Origin of the sequence: Aliihoeflea sp. 2WW (genome assembly GCF_000497755.1) — a bacterium.
Taxonomy (GTDB): Bacteria; Pseudomonadota; Alphaproteobacteria; order Rhizobiales; family Rhizobiaceae; genus Aliihoeflea.
The window spans coordinates 178582-197770 of record NZ_AYOD01000035.1 but is presented as its reverse complement, the minus strand read 5'-3'; the positions used below and the strand labels follow the sequence as shown (position 1 = coordinate 197770).

General features: G+C 58.2%; 19 protein-coding genes. 15 read left to right on the top strand and 4 right to left on the bottom strand.

Features of this window, described 5'->3' with window-relative positions:
* Positions 1–2: 2 nt before the first annotated feature.
* Together ALII_RS0115040 and ALII_RS0115035 are read right to left on the bottom strand one after the other, a co-directional pair.
* Complete coding sequence (locus ALII_RS0115040) at positions 3–350, bottom strand: metalloregulator ArsR/SmtB family transcription factor (protein WP_024588061.1); 348 nt, start codon at positions 348–350, stop codon at positions 3–5.
* 49 nt (positions 351–399) lie between these two features.
* Positions 400–759 carry a regulatory protein SoxS gene (locus tag ALII_RS0115035; RefSeq protein ID WP_024588060.1) on the bottom strand — a complete coding sequence of 120 codons (360 nt, stop codon included), beginning with the start codon at positions 757–759 and terminating at the stop codon, positions 400–402.
* 109 nt (positions 760–868) lie between these two features.
* Between ALII_RS0115035 and ALII_RS0115030 the strand changes: the two genes are divergently transcribed.
* The 13 genes from ALII_RS0115030 (at position 869) to ALII_RS0114970 (ending at position 12546) form a co-directional block, all read left to right on the top strand.
* On the top strand, positions 869–1603 hold the full coding sequence (locus ALII_RS0115030) for a cytochrome c biogenesis protein CcdA (RefSeq protein ID WP_024588059.1): 735 nt from the start codon (positions 869–871) through the stop codon (positions 1601–1603).
* A gap of 9 nt (positions 1604–1612) precedes the next feature.
* Positions 1613–2203 carry a thioredoxin family protein gene (locus ALII_RS0115025; protein ID WP_024588058.1) on the top strand — a complete coding sequence of 197 codons (591 nt, stop codon included), beginning with the start codon at positions 1613–1615 and terminating at the stop codon, positions 2201–2203.
* Between the two features lie 178 nt (positions 2204–2381).
* A complete protein-coding gene (gene soxX / locus ALII_RS0115020; protein ID WP_244437451.1) occupies positions 2382–2798 on the top strand; it encodes a sulfur oxidation c-type cytochrome SoxX in 417 nt (138 codons plus the stop codon).
* Positions 2799–2822: 24 nt separating this feature from the next.
* Positions 2823–3278 carry a thiosulfate oxidation carrier protein SoxY gene (soxY, locus tag ALII_RS0115015; RefSeq protein ID WP_024588056.1) on the top strand — a complete coding sequence of 152 codons (456 nt, stop codon included), beginning with the start codon at positions 2823–2825 and terminating at the stop codon, positions 3276–3278.
* A 24-nt stretch (positions 3279–3302) separates the two neighbouring features.
* A complete protein-coding gene (gene soxZ, locus ALII_RS0115010; protein WP_024588055.1) occupies positions 3303–3632 on the top strand; it encodes a thiosulfate oxidation carrier complex protein SoxZ in 330 nt (109 codons plus the stop codon).
* A gap of 94 nt (positions 3633–3726) precedes the next feature.
* Positions 3727–4548 (top strand): sulfur oxidation c-type cytochrome SoxA, encoded by an 822-nt coding sequence (soxA, locus tag ALII_RS0115005; RefSeq protein WP_244437450.1) that lies wholly within the window; start codon positions 3727–3729, stop codon positions 4546–4548.
* Between the two features lie 145 nt (positions 4549–4693).
* Positions 4694–6394, top strand: a complete 1701-nt coding sequence (gene soxB, locus ALII_RS0115000; protein WP_024588053.1) for a thiosulfohydrolase SoxB — start codon at positions 4694–4696, stop codon at positions 6392–6394.
* An 85-nt stretch (positions 6395–6479) separates the two neighbouring features.
* Positions 6480–7760, top strand: coding sequence for a sulfite dehydrogenase (soxC, locus tag ALII_RS0114995; protein ID WP_152529643.1), 1281 nt, complete (start codon positions 6480–6482; stop codon positions 7758–7760).
* Complete coding sequence (locus ALII_RS0114990) at positions 7744–8508, top strand: cytochrome c (protein ID WP_024588051.1); 765 nt, start codon at positions 7744–7746, stop codon at positions 8506–8508. The genes soxC and ALII_RS0114990 overlap by 17 nt, the downstream gene beginning before the upstream one ends.
* 31 nt (positions 8509–8539) lie before the next feature.
* On the top strand, positions 8540–8938 hold the full coding sequence (locus tag ALII_RS21690) for a c-type cytochrome (protein WP_161632269.1): 399 nt from the start codon (positions 8540–8542) through the stop codon (positions 8936–8938).
* Positions 8939–8983: 45 nt separating this feature from the next.
* On the top strand, positions 8984–10258 hold the full coding sequence (locus tag ALII_RS0114980; RefSeq protein ID WP_024588049.1) for an NAD(P)/FAD-dependent oxidoreductase: 1275 nt from the start codon (positions 8984–8986) through the stop codon (positions 10256–10258).
* 13 nt (positions 10259–10271) lie between these two features.
* Positions 10272–10814 carry a DsrE family protein gene (locus ALII_RS0114975; protein WP_024588048.1) on the top strand — a complete coding sequence of 181 codons (543 nt, stop codon included), beginning with the start codon at positions 10272–10274 and terminating at the stop codon, positions 10812–10814.
* A gap of 409 nt (positions 10815–11223) precedes the next feature.
* Positions 11224–12546, top strand: a complete 1323-nt coding sequence (locus ALII_RS0114970) for a DUF3422 family protein (protein ID WP_024588047.1) — start codon at positions 11224–11226, stop codon at positions 12544–12546.
* A 270-nt stretch (positions 12547–12816) separates the two neighbouring features.
* On the opposite strand, the gene ALII_RS0114965 is transcribed toward ALII_RS0114970, so the two are convergent.
* Positions 12817–14277, bottom strand: coding sequence for a caspase family protein (locus ALII_RS0114965; RefSeq protein WP_024588046.1), 1461 nt, complete (start codon positions 14275–14277; stop codon positions 12817–12819).
* A 554-nt stretch (positions 14278–14831) separates the two neighbouring features.
* Here ALII_RS0114965 and ALII_RS0114960 point away from each other — a divergent pair.
* Both ALII_RS0114960 and ALII_RS0114955 read left to right on the top strand, forming a co-directional pair.
* The gene (locus ALII_RS0114960) at positions 14832–15989 is read left to right on the top strand and encodes a dsDNA nuclease domain-containing protein (RefSeq protein WP_024588045.1); all 1158 of its coding nucleotides are present in this window, start codon (positions 14832–14834) and stop codon (positions 15987–15989) included.
* A gap of 33 nt (positions 15990–16022) precedes the next feature.
* Positions 16023–17747 (top strand): hypothetical protein, encoded by a 1725-nt coding sequence (locus ALII_RS0114955; RefSeq protein WP_024588044.1) that lies wholly within the window; start codon positions 16023–16025, stop codon positions 17745–17747.
* A 163-nt stretch (positions 17748–17910) separates the two neighbouring features.
* Here the strand turns inward: ALII_RS0114955 and ALII_RS0114950 are convergent, their stop codons facing one another.
* Positions 17911–19188, bottom strand: coding sequence for a Y-family DNA polymerase (locus ALII_RS0114950; protein ID WP_024588043.1), 1278 nt, complete (start codon positions 19186–19188; stop codon positions 17911–17913).
* Position 19189 lies beyond the last annotated feature (1 nt).

Here is a 19189-nt window from a genome sequence, read left to right as displayed (position 1 = left end):
CGTCAGTTCGCCGATCGCACCGGCGCGCAAAACAGGTCGTACAAAGTGGAAATGACTGACGACACTTCTGTGCTTGCGATGGAGTAGTAGATTGTCCGCCCATCGCGGCGCGTGTTGACCAGGCGGTCGAAGCGCAGCCGTGCGAGTTGCTGCGACACGGCAGCTTGGGGCATCCTCATGATGTCTTCCAACTCGGAAACGGATTTCTCACCCTCCGCGAGCAGGCAGAGAATGAGCAGCCGGTTCTCGTGGGCCAGTGCTTTAAGAAGTTCGCTTGCTTTACGCGCCTGATCGAGAAGTTTCTCGAACTCCTCGGGCGTCTGGTCGGCACTCAGCTTGGGCAGGCTCATCAAGTCGTTCCGCAAATATGCAATTTCGGGCATCGAAGTGCTCCTGCCGTCAGTTGCCATCGGGCAAGAGAGCAATCATCTCGCCGATACGGTACCAGAAAAACTCGTCACCCACATAGCCTCGAAGCCGGGCTATTTCCTTCCCGTTTGCCATGAGCACGAAGGTCGGCGTGAACCGTTCCTTTTGCACACCCGCCAGATCCTCGGGCCAGGGTTCGGTTATGTCGACGCGGCGCAGCGGAGCGCGTTTGCCTTCATCGGTTTTTGGCCAGGCCGGCGCTATTTCGGCATCGAACTGCGCGCACCAGACACAGCCAGGCTGCTCCAGCATCAAAAGCTCCGCGGCACGAAGGGGAGCTATGTGAAGCATGATTGCTGCGAGCAATACGCTGGTCCAGATCAGGCGCATGACGGACTCCAGTTCAGATATGGATTGCCATATATATTGTTTATTGCATACTTGGCTTCAGGTCGAGAGGAGCGGAGGCACCTGATGTCTTCGACGACCGAGGAGTCAAATGCTCGATATCAGCCTTGGCGGCGCGCTCGTTGCCGGTCTTCTGTCATTCGTTTCGCCGTGCGTATTGCCGCTGGTGCCGCCTTATCTCGCTTGGCTTGCCGGCGTGAGCTTCGACGAGTTGCGTACCGAAGAGCCTGGTAGCGCACAGCGGCGGCGCATCGTAATGTCGGCACTGGCCTTCGTCCTTGGATTCTCTACGGTTTTCATCGCGCTGGGCGCAACCGCGAGCGTTGTCGGCCAGACGATCGCGCAGCATTTTGATACGCTGGCCATGATCGCAGGCGCTTTGATACTGATCATGGGCCTTCATTTTCTGGGGGTCTTCCGAATCGCGTTTCTCTATCGCGAGGCCAGGGTGCAGGTTGCGCGCAAACCGGCCGGGCTCGCCGGCGCGTACCTTATCGGGCTTGCGTTCGCTTTTGGATGGACGCCCTGCGTTGGCCCTGTCCTCGCCGCCATTCTTTTCGTCGCTGGCAGTGAAGGAACCGCGGCGCGGGGGGCTCTGCTGCTTGCGGTCTATTCCTTGGGAATTGGCATTCCGTTTCTTCTGGCGGCCGCATTTGCCAGCCGCTTCTTGAATTGGGCAGCGAAATTCAAGCGACACATGGAAACGGTCGAGAAGGCGATGGGTGGATTGCTGGTCATGACCGGCATCCTCTTCATGACCGGGCAGATGTCGGTCATCTCATTTTGGCTTCTGGAGACCTTCCCGGTCTTTCAAACCATCGGATAGGAGGTTCGCATGCTGAAATCGACGATCGGCCTGGCTTTGGTGGCATTCTTCGCCATTTCGCCTGCCTTCGCGAGCGAGGTCGGGGAGGACGGCCTGCACAAGCAATCGTGGTTTTCCATGACCTTTCGCGACATCGCCGAGGATATCGAGCAGGCGCGGTCGGAGGGCAAGCGTCTGGTGATCACGTTCGAGCAGCGCGGCTGCATATACTGCGCCAAGATGCACGACGAAATCCTGTCCGACGCCGAAGTTCGGAATTACCTCGAAGAGAACTTCATGATCGTCCAATATAACATGTTCGGTGACGAGGAGGTGACTGACCTTGACGGCGAGACGTTGACCGAGAAGACCGCATCCCGAAAATGGGGATACGTCTTCACGCCGACCATCGTGTTCCTTCCGGAGGAGCCGCCTTCAGACGGCACGACTGTTCGCGACGCCGCAGTCGCTACCATGCCCGGAGCCTTCGGGAAATGGACGTTCCTCAACATGTTTCGCTGGGTCAACGAAAAGGGCTACGAAAGCGACGAGCATTTCCAGACCTACCACGCGCGGATCATCCAGGAACTGCGCTCCGAAGGTCGGCTAGATGCGGAATAATGGTGCGATCAGCCAAGACACATTCAAGAATTCATATTTTTCGATTGATTGGTCGGAGCCACGTCGCTATCGTTCCAAGCGGAGGATCGGGCGCTCGTCGTCCGAGGTTGATGGAGGAGCCTGCATGCTGAGTGAATTGGCAAAGCCCCTGATGGCGGCCGTGTTCGTGTTTGCTGCCATGGCTGCGCAGGCATCGGCACAGGAAGTCGCTCCAGCCGACGTCAAGATCGCCGACTACGCTATCAGCGACCCATTGACAGGCTCAGCCGGCGATGCCGCCGCAGGTGCCAAGACGTTCGCCGACAGGGGGCTGGGAAATTGCCTTGCCTGTCACGCTGTGTCGGCGCTCGAAACGGAACAGTTCCATGGCAATGTCGGTCCTGCTCTCGACGGCGTCGCCGACAGGTGGAATGCCGAGGAACTGCGGGCAATCGTCGTGGATGCCAAGCAGATCTTCTCCGAAGAAACCGTGATGCCAGCGTTCTACTCGCTCGATTACGGCATCACGCCGCGCAAGGATTTGGTCGGCAAGACCATTTTGACGGCACAACAGGTCGAAGACGTTGTCGCTTATCTGGCGACGTTGAAAGAATAATTTGAGATGCGAAAGGAGACTCAAATGATGATGACCCGACGCCGCGTGCTGGCGCTTGCAGCCGGAGCGGCAGCACTGCCAGTGCTACAGCTATTGCCGACATCGGCTTTCGCTTCGGTTGAAGAGACACAGAAGATGATCGACGACTTCGCCGGCGGTCAAGAGTTGCAGAGTGGCAAGCTCACCTTGACTGCGCCGGAGATCGCCGAGAACGGCAATACCGTGCCGATCACTGTCGAAGTCGAGAGCGCAATGGAAGGGGACGACTTGGTCCAGTCGGTTATGATACTCGCCGAAGACAATCCCCGACCGGAGGTTGCAACGTTTAATTTCACCGCCATGAGCGGTACGGCGGCCGCCACGACGCGGATGCGTCTTGCGAAGACGCAGAATGTCGTTGCCCTCGCCAAGATGGCCGACGGCACCGTCTACATGGACAAGAAAGAAGTGAAGGTCACGATCGGCGGCTGCGGCGGCTGATCGGCATCACGGAGGATAGTAAAAATGTCAAATGCACCCAGGCCCCGCGTCAAGGTTCCGAAGACGGCTTCGGCAGGCGAAGTTATCGCCATCAAGACGCTGATCAGCCACGAAATGGAATCGGGACAGCGCAAGGACAAGGATGGAAACGTCATCCCGCGCAAGATCATCAACAAGTTCTCCTGCGCGTTCAATGACCAGGAAGTTTTTTCCTGCGATCTCGATCCCGCTATCTCGGCCAATCCCTACTTTGAGTTCAACGCGAAAGTGCCCGAGAGCGGCACGTTCAAGTTTACTTGGGTCGATGATGACGGTTCGGTTTACGAAGACGAGCAGAAAATCGAAGTGAGCTGACCATCATCGCGCGGCCAATGGGCCGCGCGTCTGGTCCTCAAAGGGAGGAGTTCGCTTGGAAAAGCTCGCGCTTGCCGCCGGGACGGCGTTGTGTCTGGCAATCACTGGATTCGTCATCGTTACGGCGTCGGCGGACCCAGTCGATGATACGCTGGAGATCGACGGTGCCGAGATGATCACCCGAGCGCCCGCCCCGGAAGGCCATCCCTTCGACGAGGTCTTGTCCGGCTGGTTGTTCCGCGAAGCAGAGACGCGTGCCACGCAGGAAGATTCCTTCGAAAATCCGGGAATGCTGGCTGTCGAACGCGGCGCGGAAATTTGGGAAACGGTCGAGGGAACCGCGGGCCAGTCCTGTGCATCCTGTCATGAGGATGCGTCAGTCACGATGGCGGATGTTGGTTCAACCTATCCGAAGTGGGACGCCGATAGCGGCAAGCCAATCAATGTCGAAGGTCAGATCAACAAGTGCCGCGTCGAGAACATGGGAGCGGAGCCCTATGCGTTTGACGCTGAACCGCAGTTGTCCTTGACGGCGTTCATCAAGCATCAGTCTCTCGGCAAACCCGTAGCGATTGATCTGTCTGAAGGCGAGATGCAGGAGTGGTGGGAGAAGGGTAAGGAGTTCTACTACACCCGCACCGGCCAGCTCGATTTTTCGTGCTCGTCCTGCCACGAAGCGTCCATGGGCAAGTACATCCGCGCCGACCATTTGAGCCAGGGACAAGTTAACGGCTTTCCCACATATCGGTTCAATACCGGCGGCATGGTTTCATTGCACAACCGATTCCGCGGCTGCATCCGTGATACCCGTGCGGAGATGCCCGCAGCGTTTTCCGACGAGTTGATGGCGCTTGAGACCTACGTCACCTGGCGCGGGACCGGACTGTCAGTCGAAACGCCGGCTGTCAGGCAATAGATTCGCCGCCGGGGGCGCGCTCCCGGCCAATTTCCGAAGATTGTCGATCGGGAGAACGCTTACGCTTGTTCGCGTATGCGCGGCTCTCTCTCATTTCAAGTCGCCATTATGGACCTTTTCCAAAAGAGGTCCGAGGAGTTATGCGATGGCCTATTCCCGCCGTGATTTCCTGCAGTTTTCCGTAAGTGCCTCGATGGCGCTCGCAGCAGCCGGCCACTTGGGCAACCCGACGCGCGCAATTGCGCAACAACGCCTGACGCAGGATGATCTACTGCGTTTCGACAGCAAGGGTCAGGTGACCCTGCTGCACTTTACCGATGTCCACGCTCAGCTTGCGCCCGTCTATTTCCGGCCGCCCGACACCAATATCGGCGTCGGCGACTATGCCGGCATTCCGCCGCACCTCGTCGGCGAGGAGTTCTTGAAGGAGTTTGGCATCGAGCGCGGCACCCCCTTGGCGTATGCGCATACCTTCGTGGACTATGTCGATCTTGCGCGCAGCTATGGCCGGCTGGGAGGTCTCGACCGGACGGCGACGCTCGTCAAGGCCATTCGCGCCGATCGTGGAGACGACAAAGTCCTCTTCCTCGATGGCGGCGACACATGGCAGGGCTCGTTCACGTCCCTAAAGACCAACGGTCAGGACATGATCGAGTGCATGAAACTTCTCAAGCCCGACGCCATGACGGGCCATTGGGAATTCACCTTCGGCTCCGAACGCTTTCTCGAGATGGTCGAGGCGATGGGATACCCCTTCCTTGCCTCGAACGTCTTCGACAGCGAATGGGACGAGCCGGCCTTCGACAACACCGCTTATTTCGAAAAAGGCGGGGTCAGCGTGGCCGTGATAGGCCAGGCGATGCCCTACACGCCGATCGCCAACCCTCGATGGATGTTTCCCGAATGGTCCTTCGGCATCAGGCCCGAAGTGCTGCAGCAGAACATCGACGCCGCACGCGAGCAAGGTGCCGAGGTCGTGGTCCTGCTGTCTCACAATGGCTTCGATGTCGACCGCAAGCTTGCCGGCATTTTGAGCGGCGTCGACGTCATCCTGACCGGACATACCCATGATGCCGTTCCGGTCGCGCTCGAGGTCGACGGCACCCTCATCATGGCGTCGGGCTCTCACGGTAAGTTTCTCGGTCGGATCGACCTTGAAGTCGCGAACGGCAAGGTGACTGGCTACAGCTCGTCGCTCATTCCCGTCTTCTCTGACGTGCTCGAGCCGGATGCGGAGATGGCTGCCAAAATTGCCGAGTTCCGCGACCCCCACAAGGCCGAACTTGAACGCGTTCTGGCCCGCACGGATTCGCTTCTTTACCGTCGCGGCAATTTCAACGGGACGTGGGACGACCTGATCTGCCAGGGCATTATCGAAGAACGCGACACCCAGATCTCGCTTTCGCCCGGCTTCCGGTGGGGAACGACGCTTCTCCCCGGTGACGATATCACCATGGACGATCTCTACACCGAAACGGCGATGAGCTACCCCCAGGTTTACCGGAACGAGATGACCGGAGCGCAGCTCAAGGAGATCCTTGAAGACGTCTGCGACAATCTCTTCAACAAGGATCCCTTCTTCCAGCAGGGTGGCGACATGGTTCGAGTCGGCGGCATGTCCTACACCTGCGCCGTCAACGAAACGATCGGCAACCGAATTTCGGATTTGCGTCTGACAGCGACCGGCGAGCCGCTGGACGCCTCGTCGACCTATGTCGTCGGCGGATGGGCTTCGGTCAATCAGGGCGTCGAAGGCCCGGCGATCTACGACCTCATGGAATCCTATCTGACGCGCCTCGGTACGGTGAATGTGCCGGACGAACGATCCGTAAAGGTCGTCGTCTGAACGGACGATGTCTGATCTTGACGGGCTCGGCATTACATATACAAATTCATATGTAAGAATGGATCACATGACTCGGGAGGAGCCGATGGACGGTCCCGCAAGCACCAAGAGCGCATCGCGGCGCAATTTTCTCAAGGGCGCTCTGACTGGCGGCGCGGCTATTGCAGCCAGCACGGCTCTCGTCGGCAGAGCCGGCGCGCAGAGTGATCCGCTGGTCACCGATGTCCAGGACTGGAACCGATATCTGGGCGAGGGGGTCGACGCGCGCCCCTACGGTACGCCTTCGCAGTTCGAGGAGCATGTGGTTCGGCGCAACGTCGCTTGGCTGACGTCCGACCCCATCTCGTCGGTGAACTTCACGCCGCTTCATGAACTCGAAGGAATTATCACGCCGAACGGACTATGCTTCGAACGTCACCACGCGGGCATCGCCGAAATCGCGCCTGCCGACCATCGGCTGATGATCAACGGCCTCGTCGATCAGCCGCTGATCTTCACGATGGACGACCTGAGGCGGTTTCCGCGTGAGAACAAGGTCTACTTCCTCGAATGCGCTGCCAACTCCGGCATGGAATGGCGCGGCGCGCAGCTCAACGGCTGCCAGTACACCCACGGCATGGTCCACTGCGTGATGTATACCGGTGTCAGCTTGCGCACGATCCTTGAGGAAGCCGGCGTCAAGGCAAACGGAAACTGGGTGCTCGCCGAGGGCGCGGACGCATCTGCTATGACGCGGTCGATCCCCATCGAGAAGGCGTTGGACGATTGCATGGTAGCCTTCGCCATGAACGGGGAGGCGCTGCGCCCCGAGCAGGGTTACCCGCTGCGGCTTGTCGTCCCCGGCTGGGAAGGCAATATGTGGGTCAAGTGGCTCCGCCGCCTCGAGATCGGTGACCAGCCCTGGCATCATCGCGAAGAAACTTCGAAATACACGGACCTCCTGTCGAACGGGAAGGCACGCAGGTTCACCTGGGTGATGGAAGTCAAATCCGTCATCACCAATCCCAGCCCGCAGGCTCCGATCAAGCACGGACGCGGGCATACGGTTCTGTCCGGCCTCGCCTGGTCGGGCAACGGCACGATCAAGCGGGTCGATGTCACGACCGACGGCGGGCGCAACTGGCACGAGGCCAGAATCGACGGCCCGAGCCTGCCAATGGCGCTGCATCGCTTCTACTACGAGTTCGACTGGGATGGCTCGGAGCTCTTCCTGCAGTCGCGGGCGATCGACGACAAGGGCTTCGTGCAGCCGACGAAGGATGAACTTCGGTCGGCGCGCGGGCCAAACTCGATCTACCACAACAACGGCATCCAGACCTGGCATGTCGACAGCGACGGAGTGATCGAAAATGTCGAAATTTCGTAATCTACTCGTCGTCGGCGGCATCGTTCTTGGAACGGCCGCTGCATTTGCCCAGGCGACGGAAACTGCGGACGAGCCTGCGGCAGAACAGTCGTCGACAGAGGCTCACGAAAACGCGACCGACGTCATGGCTAGCGGCGCTGGAAGGAACTTCGAGCTCGGACGTGTTGCGACTGACGACGAAGTCGCCGCATGGGATATCGACGTGCGTCCGGACGGTCAGGGATTGCCGGTCGGGCGCGGAACCGTGGAGGAAGGCATTACCGTCTATGACGAGCAGTGTGCCGCATGCCACGGGGATTTCGGCGAGGCAATCGGCCGCTGGCCGGTGCTGGCGGGTGGGCAGGGAACGCTCGAAGACGACCGCCCGGAAAAGACCGTCGGCTCCTACTGGCCGTATCTGTCGACCGTCTACGACTACGTCAAGCGCGCGATGCCCTTCGGCAATGCAAGGTCTTTGTCCGACGACGAAGTCTATGCGCTGACTGCGTACATCCTCTACCTGAACGACATCGTCGATGACGAGGTGTTCGAACTCTCCAACGAGAACTTCGCCGATATGCGACTGCCAAACGAGGACAATTTCATCGATGACGACCGGCTGTCCGAGCCGCATTACGCCGAGAATCGCGAGCCGTGCATGCAGGACTGCATCGAGGGTAAGGCCGAGATCACCATGCATGCAGCTGTGCTCGACGTGACGCCGGATGCTGGCGACGGCGAGGAGGCCCCAGCAGCGGGTATCGATTGATGCAGCCGCTGTTCGGCTTTGGGAGGAGCGGGTGAAACTCTCGTCATTGAAAAACCTGGCAAAGGGCAGCGGTGCGGCGACCGCTGCCCTTTTTTGCATCGTGATGACCCCTGTGCCCGCCCTTGCCGACGAGGAAGCCGCGCGCCTGCTCGAAGCAGAGCACCAGGTCACACGCATTCTCTCAACAGCCGGCGACCCTGCTTTCGGGGCGTACCTGGGAGGGGAGTGCGCCACCTGCCATCAGCAATCGGGAAGTGGTTCCGGCATTCCACCCATTACCGGGCTGCCGGCCGACTACACCGTCCAGGCACTGGTCGAATATCGACTTGGAATCCGAACCAACGAAGTCATGCAGTTGATGGCAAAGCGGCTTGCCGACGAAGAGATCGCTGCCTTGGCGGCCTATTTCGCGCAGGAGGAAGCGCAGTAGCCAAGCGGTCGACGGAACATTCTAGCTCACCATGGGAGGTTTGAGATGAGCAGACTGACGAGACGGCAATTTGGATTGATTTTGGGAGCGTCCACGGCGACGCTCGCACTACCAGCCTACCTGCGCGCGCAGGAAAAGCCGAAGGTCGTGGTCATCGGCGGCGGGGCGGGCGGGGCGACGGCGGCAAAGTATCTCGCCAAGGATTCTAACGGCGCGCTCGACGTGACGCTGATCGAGGAGAATGACGAATTCACGACCTGCTTCTTCTCCAACCTTTATCTCGGCGATTTCCGCGACTGGGATTCGATTACCCACTCCTACGATGAACTCGTGTCCAGGTACGGCATCAAGAAGGTCACGGATCGCGCGACGGCGATTGACCGCGAGGCCAAGACCGTGTCGCTCGGCGACGGTTCGACCGTCCCCTATGATCGTCTCGTCGTCTCACCCGGCATCGACATCATCTACGATTCTGTGCCGGGCTACTCCGAGGCTGCTGCCGAAATCGCGCCGCACGCGTGGAAGGCCGGTCCGCAAACCCGCCTTCTCAAGGAGAAGCTGGACGCACTGGAAGAGGGGCAAAACATCGTCATGCTTGCTCCCCCAAATCCCTACCGCTGCCCGCCCGGTCCCTATGAGCGCGTATCCATGATGGCACATGTCCTGAAGGAAAAGGGTCTGACCGGGTCGAAAATCTTCGTCATCGACCCGAAGGAGAGCTTCTCAAAGCAGGCGCTGTTCCAAGAGGGCTGGGAGAAACACTATCCCGGAATGGTCGAATGGTACGGCCCGGACGTGCATGGAGGTGTCGTCGGTGTTGATGTCGAGGCCGGAACGGTGGAAACGGACCTCGACACCTTCGAAGGCACACTGCTTAATATCGTCCCCGCCCAGCGCGCCGGCACGATCGCGATCGATGCTGGCCTTGCGGGCGAAAATGGGTTCTGCCCGATCGACGCCGCGTCGATGCGCTCGACCATGGACGAGGCTGTTTTTGTCATCGGCGACGCATCGATTGCAGGCGACATGCCGAAGTCGGGGTTCTCGGCCAACAGCCAGGCAAAGGTCGCAGCGCTTCACATCCGTGCAGACTTGACGCAGTCGCAGACGTTTCCGGCCCGCTATTCCAATACGTGCTGGTCGCTGATCGAGACGGATGACGGCATCAAGGTCGGCGCGAATTACGAACCGAAAGACGGCAAGATCACGTCGATCGAAGGGTTTGTCAGCCAATCGGGGGAGGATGCCGAGCTCCGCAAGTCGACCTATGAGGAGTCGATTGGCTGGTACGAAGGCATCGTTGCGGACATGTTCACCTGAAGGAGTTGAGCGAATGAAGCGAGTAGCAATGGTGATGCTGGGCATCTGCTTTGCCGGCATTGGAGCGGTTTCCGCGATGGCGGGCCCGGACGACCCGTCATCTTTCGATCCGGTGAAGTACGAGGCGCAAAAAGTTCTTTACGACTGGAACTACGACGCGCCCGAAGATGGGATCAGGGCCCTCGGTTTCATACGCAACCACCTGAAGGCTATGGACGAGTATGGCGACCGCGAGAATTCCAAGGTCGTTATGGTCGCACATGGCAACGAACTTCATGCCTTCTCCCGCCTCAACAGGGAGGCGTATCCGGAAGCTTACGATGCATTGAAAGAAATCGCCGATGCTGGCGTCGAAATCCATGTCTGTGCAAATGCTGCACGGGGGCGGGGCTATGCGCCCGAGGACTTTTACGACGTGATCACCGTCGTCCCAGCTGCCGTGATCGACATCGCAAAATACCAAAATGAGGGATACAGCTATATGTATCCTCAACTCACTTCGAAGATGACAAGGGACGATGTCGTAGCAAAGCATCCCGAGCTATCGATGCAGTAAAAGTCTGCAGGCCCCGCGCGGCAATGCAGCGCGGGGCCTGTGATTTTGATGCCCGCGCACGGCAAAGGTTTTCGGATCGGCGCGAGCTGTGACGGCGCGCCACTTTCAATCGGGGCAACGAGAGAGGCTCACGCGGTCTACCGCAGGACAGATCATTGGAAATGTGCGTGACCGCAAAGCTGATTTGACCGTTGTCACATGGCCGATTTGCCAGTTTCGATCGGCAGAGTGAGTGCCTGCATGAGCGATCGAAGGCATCGACCAGCGAAGCCGCGACTGATGCCGAGCCATAAACATTTCCGGTTTGGGCATCAAAAGCGTGAATGAGGAATAGCCCCCGGTGTCATGCCTGCAATTTCCGGCTGGTGAGACGTGCGGGTACCCGGTCTTGTAGGGAGGCGTTGACACCATGAACCGCGTTTTCGCTGATACCGTACGGAGCGACCGTTCGGAAACTCTTGTTGCAGGCTTTAACCCGCATCCCGGTCGATCGGCCGCGGTCGGAGAAGTGCACTCTCGCCCACACCCGTTGCTTCCTGCTCCACGAACACTGGTGCAGTTGGCATTTGCGACTGAGGGCGGCGCTGTCGTGGATACCGCGGTGGTCGCCCAGTTGTGCCGCAAAGAAAATCTGTCGCCGCCAGAAAGGACGGCAAGGCACCGCACGTTTATGCTGAAAAAGGGGAACCTCCACTGGGAAAGGCACAGTGAATTTTCGACTTATCTTTGGGACGCGCCGCCGCTGGGTGTCAACGATTGGAAAACCGGGTCACCATTTGATACAGGCTTCAATCCACCAGGAACCGTGATGTCCGGTGTGCGATTGGAGATCTTAGCGCTCGAAGGGAACGAGCCGCTACCCCCCCTGGATATCGATCCGGAGAGCATTTGCCACGCGCTCGTCGAGGACGGCAATGCCGAAATACTGACTGATTTTCGACAGGATGCAGACGGTCTCACGCGCCTCTTCATGATTGATAGGGGATTGAACGAAAGCAGACGAGGTGCATTGGCGCAGCGTCTTATCGAGATCGAGACATATCGCGTCTTCTGTATGCTGGGACTGTCGCTTGCCCAGTCACTTTCCAGTCAACTGCGACGTCTAGAGGCAGACGTCGCGCAGTTGACGAATGAAATCCGACAGGGCGGACGCCACGACAGCGAACGCTTGCTTGGCCGACTTACCGATCTGGCGGCCGAGCTTGAGGCGCAGGCAGCCTCCAGCCTGTTCCGATTTGGAGCCAGCCGCGCCTACTATGAGATCGTTCTTGAGCGGCTGGATGCACTAAGAGAAACTCCGATTGACGGGGCGGCAAGCTGGTCGCAATTTCTGGCGCGACGTGTAGCACCCGCGATGCGCACGTGTCGATCAGTGGAAGAGCGTCAAGCCAATCTATCGAGAAAAGTTTCGCGAACCACGCAACTGCTGAGAACATGGGTTGACGTGGAAGTCGAACGGCAGAACCGCGACCTGCTCGCTTCGATGAACGACCGCGCACGACAGCAACTCAGGCTTCAGCAAACTGTAGAAGGGTTATCGGTCGCCGCCATATCATATTATGTGATCGGACTGATTGGCTACCTTTTGGAGGGATTGCCGCTTTTTTTCGGCACGGGTTTGCCCAAGTCCGCTGTTGGGCTGGCGGTTCCGGTTATCGTCCTCGTAATTTGGATTTTTGTCCGACGAATTCAGAAAGGTCATGCCGACATTGGATCACGAGGAATTGCGTGACCCGTATGTCCTTATGGACGCGACCGGTTGAGGAAACTTTTTTTGCGCATAGTTCGGAAGGTGCCCCTGCGCCAAATCAAGGGTAGTTTTCAAGATCGCTGGCATATGGGTGGCGGGCCGAAAAACTCCGGTCGAAGAACGAATCTAAATGACGGCTTCCGGACCCCAAAGTCGGACGCTCAGCCAACTCTCCGCAATGGTGAAAAGCGGACGTTCGTCATCAAGCGCTTCCGCAATAGGAAGGGATACCTTACCGACGCGACCGGAGCGTTAGGCCTTCCTGACGGTATATCCGAGCGGAACCTTGATCTCGCCCGCCGCCGCCTCAGGCGGCGTGTAGGTAATCTTTAGCGAGCGACTAGGGACAACCAACTCTTGGGAGAGCTGTTCCTTAAGGTCGGCCGCCGTCTTGCGGGAGTAGAGTCTCCCTTCCTCGTCGTCGGTCGCCCACTCCTCGCCTTCGGGACGAAGAACATCGGTGCCATCGACATAGACGGCATCGACCCGATAGGTATCCTTTACCTTCGTCGTCGCGACCGTGACCGCCAACTCGTGGCCGCGGCCGGGTAGCACGTAGAACTCACCACGCGACGCGACAAGCGTCTCAGCGAGGAACTCGAAGCTTTCTCGCAGGGCCGTGTGCCTACGCAGCTCGAACAGATCATTGAACAGATTGGCCTTGATCTTTGGCCTGAGCTTCGCCTGCGGATCGAAAAACACTTCGAACAGCATACCGTCAAGGAGCGCCTTGCGCTTCTCCTTCGGGTATCCGGATGTCATCTCAAAAAACGACCCGACATAGGCGATGGCCGAGTTCGACCCTCCGCACGCGGCTTGGTAGATGTTGCGCCCCAGCACGAATAGATTGTTGTCGGCCATCTTCTTCACACTCTTGTCGCTGAGGCGACCGAGAGCGTCGTTCTGCGTGTACCAATTGTGACTCTTGAGGCCCTTGATTATCTTGTGCGACGGCTTGGTTTCATCGACCACGAACAAAGCGTCGGCGAGCGAAGTCTCACTGTAGGTCGTCACCACCTTTCCAAGGCTCAGGTTGAAGAAAAAGTTTCCCGAGAGCGATGTGTGTTCCCAGGAGGTCTGCTTGCCCCGGGTTTCTGCCGCGACTGTGTTCCGGACCTGCTTGAACATCGTTTCGATCGTGCAGTCCGGCTCGTCGATGTGCTGGAGAAGTGCCGCGGTATAGGTGCCGTTGCGCCCCTTGCCATCTGACGCTAACTCACCGGGCGAGGTCGCGAAGCCAATGATCGTGCCCTTCGGCGCGTAGACTGAGGCCAAGCCGCGCGTCGCCGCCGTTCGGTTCCAAGCCCGCTCCCACGGATTGTCTCTGCAGGCATCAAGGATGATGATCTTGGTGGATGCGGGCGATTTCTCCATTACCTCGATCACCTTGTCGAGCGCGAGCGAGCTGTGCTTCGCCTCGGTCTCGTCAGCATTATCGGTATCGGTTGCGAGCAGGTAGTTTCGTCCGTCAATTTGCATTCCATGACCCGCAAAAAAGAACAGACCCACCTCATTGTCTTCAAGAAGTTTCTTGAATTCTTTGAGACTTTTGTCCATTTCCTTATGCGTTGCATCTTTGGTTTCGATGGTATGAAAGCCATATGATTTTAGCTTGGCAGCAATGTCGACGGCGTCATTTGCGGGGTTCTTGAGAACGCTACCTTTGATGTAGTTGGCATTACCGATAACCAAAGCCGCCATGTTCCGTTTCATTACTTGCCCGCCAATTTTCTTGCCACACGCGAAGCAAATCTAGCTGAAGTTGACGCCAAGGGAAACGCCATCCAGCCTGCCGTTTGGCTAAACTCAGTGTTGGCCCCGGAATAATTTGAGACGAATGCAGTCCCTCTGAATCGTCAAGCGCGAGGCGCTTGGCCGGCCCGGAGACCTCCCGACGCTTCTGCGGGCAATAACGACCAGCGCTTCGGCAACGCCACCGTGAGCCGCACGTCGCCTAACCGCGTAGGTGCGCTACGAAGCAGACTGGCAGCTTCGCACCCCGTGCAGGTCATTCAGGCGCACGCGGCGCACGCGGCGCACCGTGCCCGGGGACTGGCGGGTAACGACCCCATTGCGGACGTTTACCTCGTCCCTGACGCCTCCCGAAACTTGCCTTCCCTTTAGCTCGCGACAACCGCTCGAGCGAGTTCGAACGTGGTCTGGTCACTAGCGTTGACATCCCACTTCTAGCATTTGGCAAGGAGTTTCTTGACCCACGGCAGAGTGTGGACATAGGTTGCATTGAATATGCGGAGGGGGCGTTTTAGTTGAGCACTGCGTTAGACGAAGTCGTGCTGGCCATAGGCGATCCCGACACCGCAGAAAGTGGCGGCGCTCACAATCAGAAGGGAATTGAATTTCAGAAGAACTGGGCGATCGTGAAAATGTTCGCTTTGAAGGAAAAGGGCGCGATCGACTTCCTGTTTCTATTTGAGGCCGTCCAAGACGTCGCCATACTAAACTCTTCTTCTGCCCCGACGAGCATAGAAGTCTTTCAAGTTAAAAAGAAGGATCGCATGGAATGGACGTGGGCTTCGCTCACCAACCTGCATGTCCCCAACGATCCTTCAAAGAAGGCGAAGAGCAAGGTCAGGAAAACGAAGCCTCTTGATGGGGTCGCCGACAGTCCACTCGGAAAGCTCTTTGCCTCACTCGCCAGTTTCAAGACCTTGGAAAATTCGGGAAGTTTTATTTCCAACGCGGGATGCAATCTTGTGCTCTCTTCGGGCGGCAACGTCGCAACGTCCCTCCCTGTCGCGCTTTCCGAACTCCCCTCGCATTTCACCGATCTGCTGCAGGCCGCGCTCGACACCGTGCACAAGTCAGGCAGTGCGAAAGCTGACTTGTCGAAGGTTTTGCTCGAAAAGGTCGACGTACCTGTGGACGACGCGCAGACCTATACAATAGGCATCGTGCACCAGTACCTGGACAAGGTGAGCCCCTTGCATGCCGGACAGGCTCGGTCTTTCGTCGAAAGCCTGCTGGCCAAGCTCGGCCCGCTTGGAGCGAAGACGGCGAAGGCCACGACAATAGAGGAAATGAAGTCGAGGCACGGCTATAGCTTGGAACAGCTGAACGCCGCGCTGGGGGACCTCCAGCAAACCCCCGACATAGAATTCCATCTTAAGCAATGGCTGGACCAGCTCGCGAAGGAAGGGCTTGTATTCTGGGAGATTTCGCAGATACGTGCGGCGGCCACTGCGATATTCAGCCGGAAGCTGTTCGGGAGCCCACTGCCTGCCGACGTCGAAATTTCAGCCTGCTGCGATGCGTGGCTAGGGATCAACAAGATCGGCACGAATCTCATGCCTGTTTTCGAAAGCGGGACGAGCCATCTCCGAGCGGAATTTCCCTCGGCCAAGAAGGCCGAACTTCAAGCTCATTTTTTGCTGAAAGCGATCGTGCAATGCGTGGACCTGAGCTAGCGCGCCTCGTCAGGAGCCTACGGACAAAATCATATGAAAAACTTCAGATTCAAAAGCATATGGTTGCTCTCAGAAAGCGAGCAGCGGGCAAGGTCGGAGAGCTTCAGTCCGAAAAAGACGTTGTTGGTGGGGATGAACCACACCGGCAAATCGAGCCTGATTAAGTCACTCTTCACTGCCCTCGGAGCCTTTCCCACCGGCGAACTTGATCGATGGAGCAAGGACGCGGCCGTTCTGGTTGAATTTTCCATTGACGACGTGGGCTATTATGTCGTCCAGCAACACAATCACCGCGGACTTTTCGACGCTGACGGAAATCTGGATTTCGCTTCCGCTAATGCGACCGACTGGGGTCGTAGATTTGCTGACCTCGTTGGGTTCAACTTGGTTCTTACGGACCAGCAACTAAAGTCGGTGACGGGGGATGCGAGAACATTCTTCCTGCCCTTCTACATCAACCAGGATGGAAGCTGGCTCGCTACCTGGTCGACGTTTGCCAACTTGCAGCAGTATAGAAAGCCGGTCGACTCCGTGCTTGAGTATTTCACGGGCATCAAACCACCGGCCTATTATGAGCTCAATTCGCAGAAGGTGGTCCGCCAGAAGGAACTCGCCGAGCTTAGAGGCGAAGAGAAGGTCATCAAAAGCATCAAGGAGCGGTTCGGCAAGACCGTGCCCTTCGATGGTCCGAAGACGATACCGGACGTCTTCGACCAAGACATCGCGCGGCTAACAGAAGAGATCACGGCGCTGAACGCCGAGCAGGAGCAACTCAGGAACACGCTCGTACGGGAGAAGGAAACCGCCGAAAGCCTTAACCTCCAAGTCAAAATGGCGGAGCAGGCTCTAGCTCAATACGACAGTGATGCCGCGTATCTGAAAACAGAGTCCCACGAGGTGCTGGTCTGCCCTGTCTGTCATGCCGAGCATGACAAGACCTTCATGGACATCCTGCGCTATTCCGAGGATGCTCGCATCCTTCGAAGTCTCGCTGTTCAATTGAAAGAGGATTCTCGAAAGGCAAACGATAACCTGCAGAAATCAAAGGCTCGTCTCAGGATACTCGACGACAACTACAATCGGATTTCGGCCATTCTCGAGACGCGACGCGGCGATCTGCGGCTGGACGATATTGTCCGAGCCATGGGTGCCGAATCTGCGTTTGCTGCCTTCGAGGCCGAACTGGTTGAGCTCGAAGCGAAGATCAATCCCTTGGTGATCGCGATCGACAGCTTAATCGCGCAGCTCGGCGAACTGACCAGCACAAAGAGGTCCAAGGATATCCTTTCTATTTTCCGGACGTCTTATGCGGCTGCGTTGCAGACGCTCAATATGCCGCCCGTTGAGACCAAGAGAATGAAGCTGACCAGTCGCCCAAAGCTTTCCGGGAGCGGCGGGCCGAGGTCCATATTGGCGTACTACGCAGCTCTCTGGCACACTTCACGAAGTGAATACGGTTCGTTTTCCATGCCTGCGGTCATAGACTCACCCCAGCAACAAGGACAGGACGCAACGAACTTACCGGTCATGATCAACTATATCGCCACGAAATTGCCGGCTGACATGCAGGTCATACTGGCTGTGGAAGCGCCGACGACGTTCCGTTTCGATAAGGTGATCGAACTCGATGAGGCCTATCACCTTCTGAAAGCAGATCAGTACGGCCAGATCTATGAGTTTATGCGCCCTTTCACGGACGCCATGTACGATAATTTGCTTGGTAGTGAAGACCCGGGCGAAGAGGAGCCAGCTTCGTAGTAAGCGTTATATCCGTGAGCAGCTAACTCATCGCGTGAATGACCGCTTTCCTGGCTTTGTCTTCCAGAAGCAGTCGGGCAGAAAACCACCCCGAGTGAGACGTCACGGCAGTATCAATCGGAAATCGGTTTCCAGCTCATTTTAGGCTCGGTAGCGGACGTTCTTACGACGCTACTATAACTGGCAGGTCCGCCAACCGCGTCGTGTATCGCGGCGTTCGCATTTCAGCCTTAAGGTGCCAGCTCTTGTCGCGAAACCCTTCGCTGGCCAGCACGAGCGATTTCATACCGAAGCGATCATTGACCTGATCAAGCGCATCCATCAGGCGGCCGTCACGTGGCCGGGCAGGTGCAAACAGCATCTGCGGAGCGTCGTCTGGCCGCAGCAGATCGTCGAGGATGACGCCTGCCTTGGTGAAGCCAAAGGGCCGATCGGTGCGCCATGACGCTCGCAAGCATCGCATCGCCGTTTCGACCAGATCGAACGTGTCCGCCGACATCGGTTTGAGCGCCATCGACTTGCTGGCATGGCGCTGCGGGCGGTCCGGCCGATGCGGGTTGGTGTGGTAGAAGACGGTAAGGGTTCCGGCGACCAGACCATGACGGCGCAGCTTCTCGGCAGCACGCGTGGCGTGAGCGGTGATCACCCGGCCCATCGTGTCGATGTCCGTGATCGGCGTTCCGGGCGAGCGCGTGACGGCCATGCCTTTGCGCTGTGGTTCGACCTCTTCAACGTCGAGACATCGCACGCCGTTCAGCTCGGCGACCGTTCGCTCCAGGACGACCGTGCCGACCTTGCGCGCAAGTGCCATTGGCATGTCCCGCAGATCGGCGACGGTATTGACGCCCTGTGCAAGCAGCTTGGCCTCGGTGCGACGACCGACGCCCCAGACTTCGCCAACCGCAATGTGAGGCAAGCAGACCGCTCGGATCGTGGCGTCCATCATGTCGCAGACGCCGGCGAAGACAGGGTTCTTCTTCGCGACATGGTTGGCGAGCTTGGCGAGTGTCTTGGTCGGGCCGATGCCGACGCAGGTCGGAATGCCTGTCAGTTGCCGCACGGACTGACGCATGTCGCGCGCCTGACCCACCATACGGCCGCCGAAGCCGGACAGATCAACGAAGGTCTCGTCAATCGAATAGACCTCCAGCGATGGCGAGAAGGCATGGAGCGCGCCGACCACCCGACGGCTCATGTCTCCATAGAGCGTGTAGTTGGACGACAGCACCTTGATGCCGTTGCGCTCGACCTTGTCGCGGAAGAGGTGCAGCGGCTCGCCCATCTTGATTCCGAGGGCTTTGGCCTCGTCGGATCGGGCAACGGCGCAGCCGTCGTTATTGGAAAGCACCACCACGGGCACGCCGACCAGCCCCTGGTCAAACACGCGCTCGCAGGAGACGTAGAAGTTGTTGCAGTCGATCAGGGCCAGCGGATCGGCCATG

Coding starts and splice junctions, on each gene's coding strand:
- soxY (WP_024588056.1), top strand. CDS start 2,823: ATGATGATGACCCGACGCCGCGTGCTGGCGCTTGCAGCCGGAGCGGCA.
- ALII_RS0114965 (WP_024588046.1), bottom strand. CDS start 14,277: ATGAAACGGAACATGGCGGCTTTGGTTATCGGTAATGCCAACTACATC.
- ALII_RS0114990 (WP_024588051.1), top strand. CDS start 7,744: ATGTCGAAATTTCGTAATCTACTCGTCGTCGGCGGCATCGTTCTTGGA.
- ALII_RS0114970 (WP_024588047.1), top strand. CDS start 11,224: ATGAACCGCGTTTTCGCTGATACCGTACGGAGCGACCGTTCGGAAACT.
- ALII_RS0115030 (WP_024588059.1), top strand. CDS start 869: ATGCTCGATATCAGCCTTGGCGGCGCGCTCGTTGCCGGTCTTCTGTCA.
- ALII_RS0114955 (WP_024588044.1), top strand. CDS start 16,023: ATGAAAAACTTCAGATTCAAAAGCATATGGTTGCTCTCAGAAAGCGAG.
- ALII_RS0115035 (WP_024588060.1), bottom strand. CDS start 759: ATGCGCCTGATCTGGACCAGCGTATTGCTCGCAGCAATCATGCTTCAC.
- ALII_RS0115025 (WP_024588058.1), top strand. CDS start 1,613: ATGCTGAAATCGACGATCGGCCTGGCTTTGGTGGCATTCTTCGCCATT.
- soxX (WP_244437451.1), top strand. CDS start 2,382: ATGGCTGCGCAGGCATCGGCACAGGAAGTCGCTCCAGCCGACGTCAAG.
- ALII_RS0114975 (WP_024588048.1), top strand. CDS start 10,272: ATGAAGCGAGTAGCAATGGTGATGCTGGGCATCTGCTTTGCCGGCATT.
- soxB (WP_024588053.1), top strand. CDS start 4,694: ATGGCCTATTCCCGCCGTGATTTCCTGCAGTTTTCCGTAAGTGCCTCG.
- soxC (WP_152529643.1), top strand. CDS start 6,480: ATGGACGGTCCCGCAAGCACCAAGAGCGCATCGCGGCGCAATTTTCTC.
- soxZ (WP_024588055.1), top strand. CDS start 3,303: ATGTCAAATGCACCCAGGCCCCGCGTCAAGGTTCCGAAGACGGCTTCG.
- ALII_RS0114980 (WP_024588049.1), top strand. CDS start 8,984: ATGAGCAGACTGACGAGACGGCAATTTGGATTGATTTTGGGAGCGTCC.
- ALII_RS0114950 (WP_024588043.1), bottom strand. CDS start 19,188: ATGGCCGATCCGCTGGCCCTGATCGACTGCAACAACTTCTACGTCTCC.
- ALII_RS0115040 (WP_024588061.1), bottom strand. CDS start 350: ATGAGCCTGCCCAAGCTGAGTGCCGACCAGACGCCCGAGGAGTTCGAG.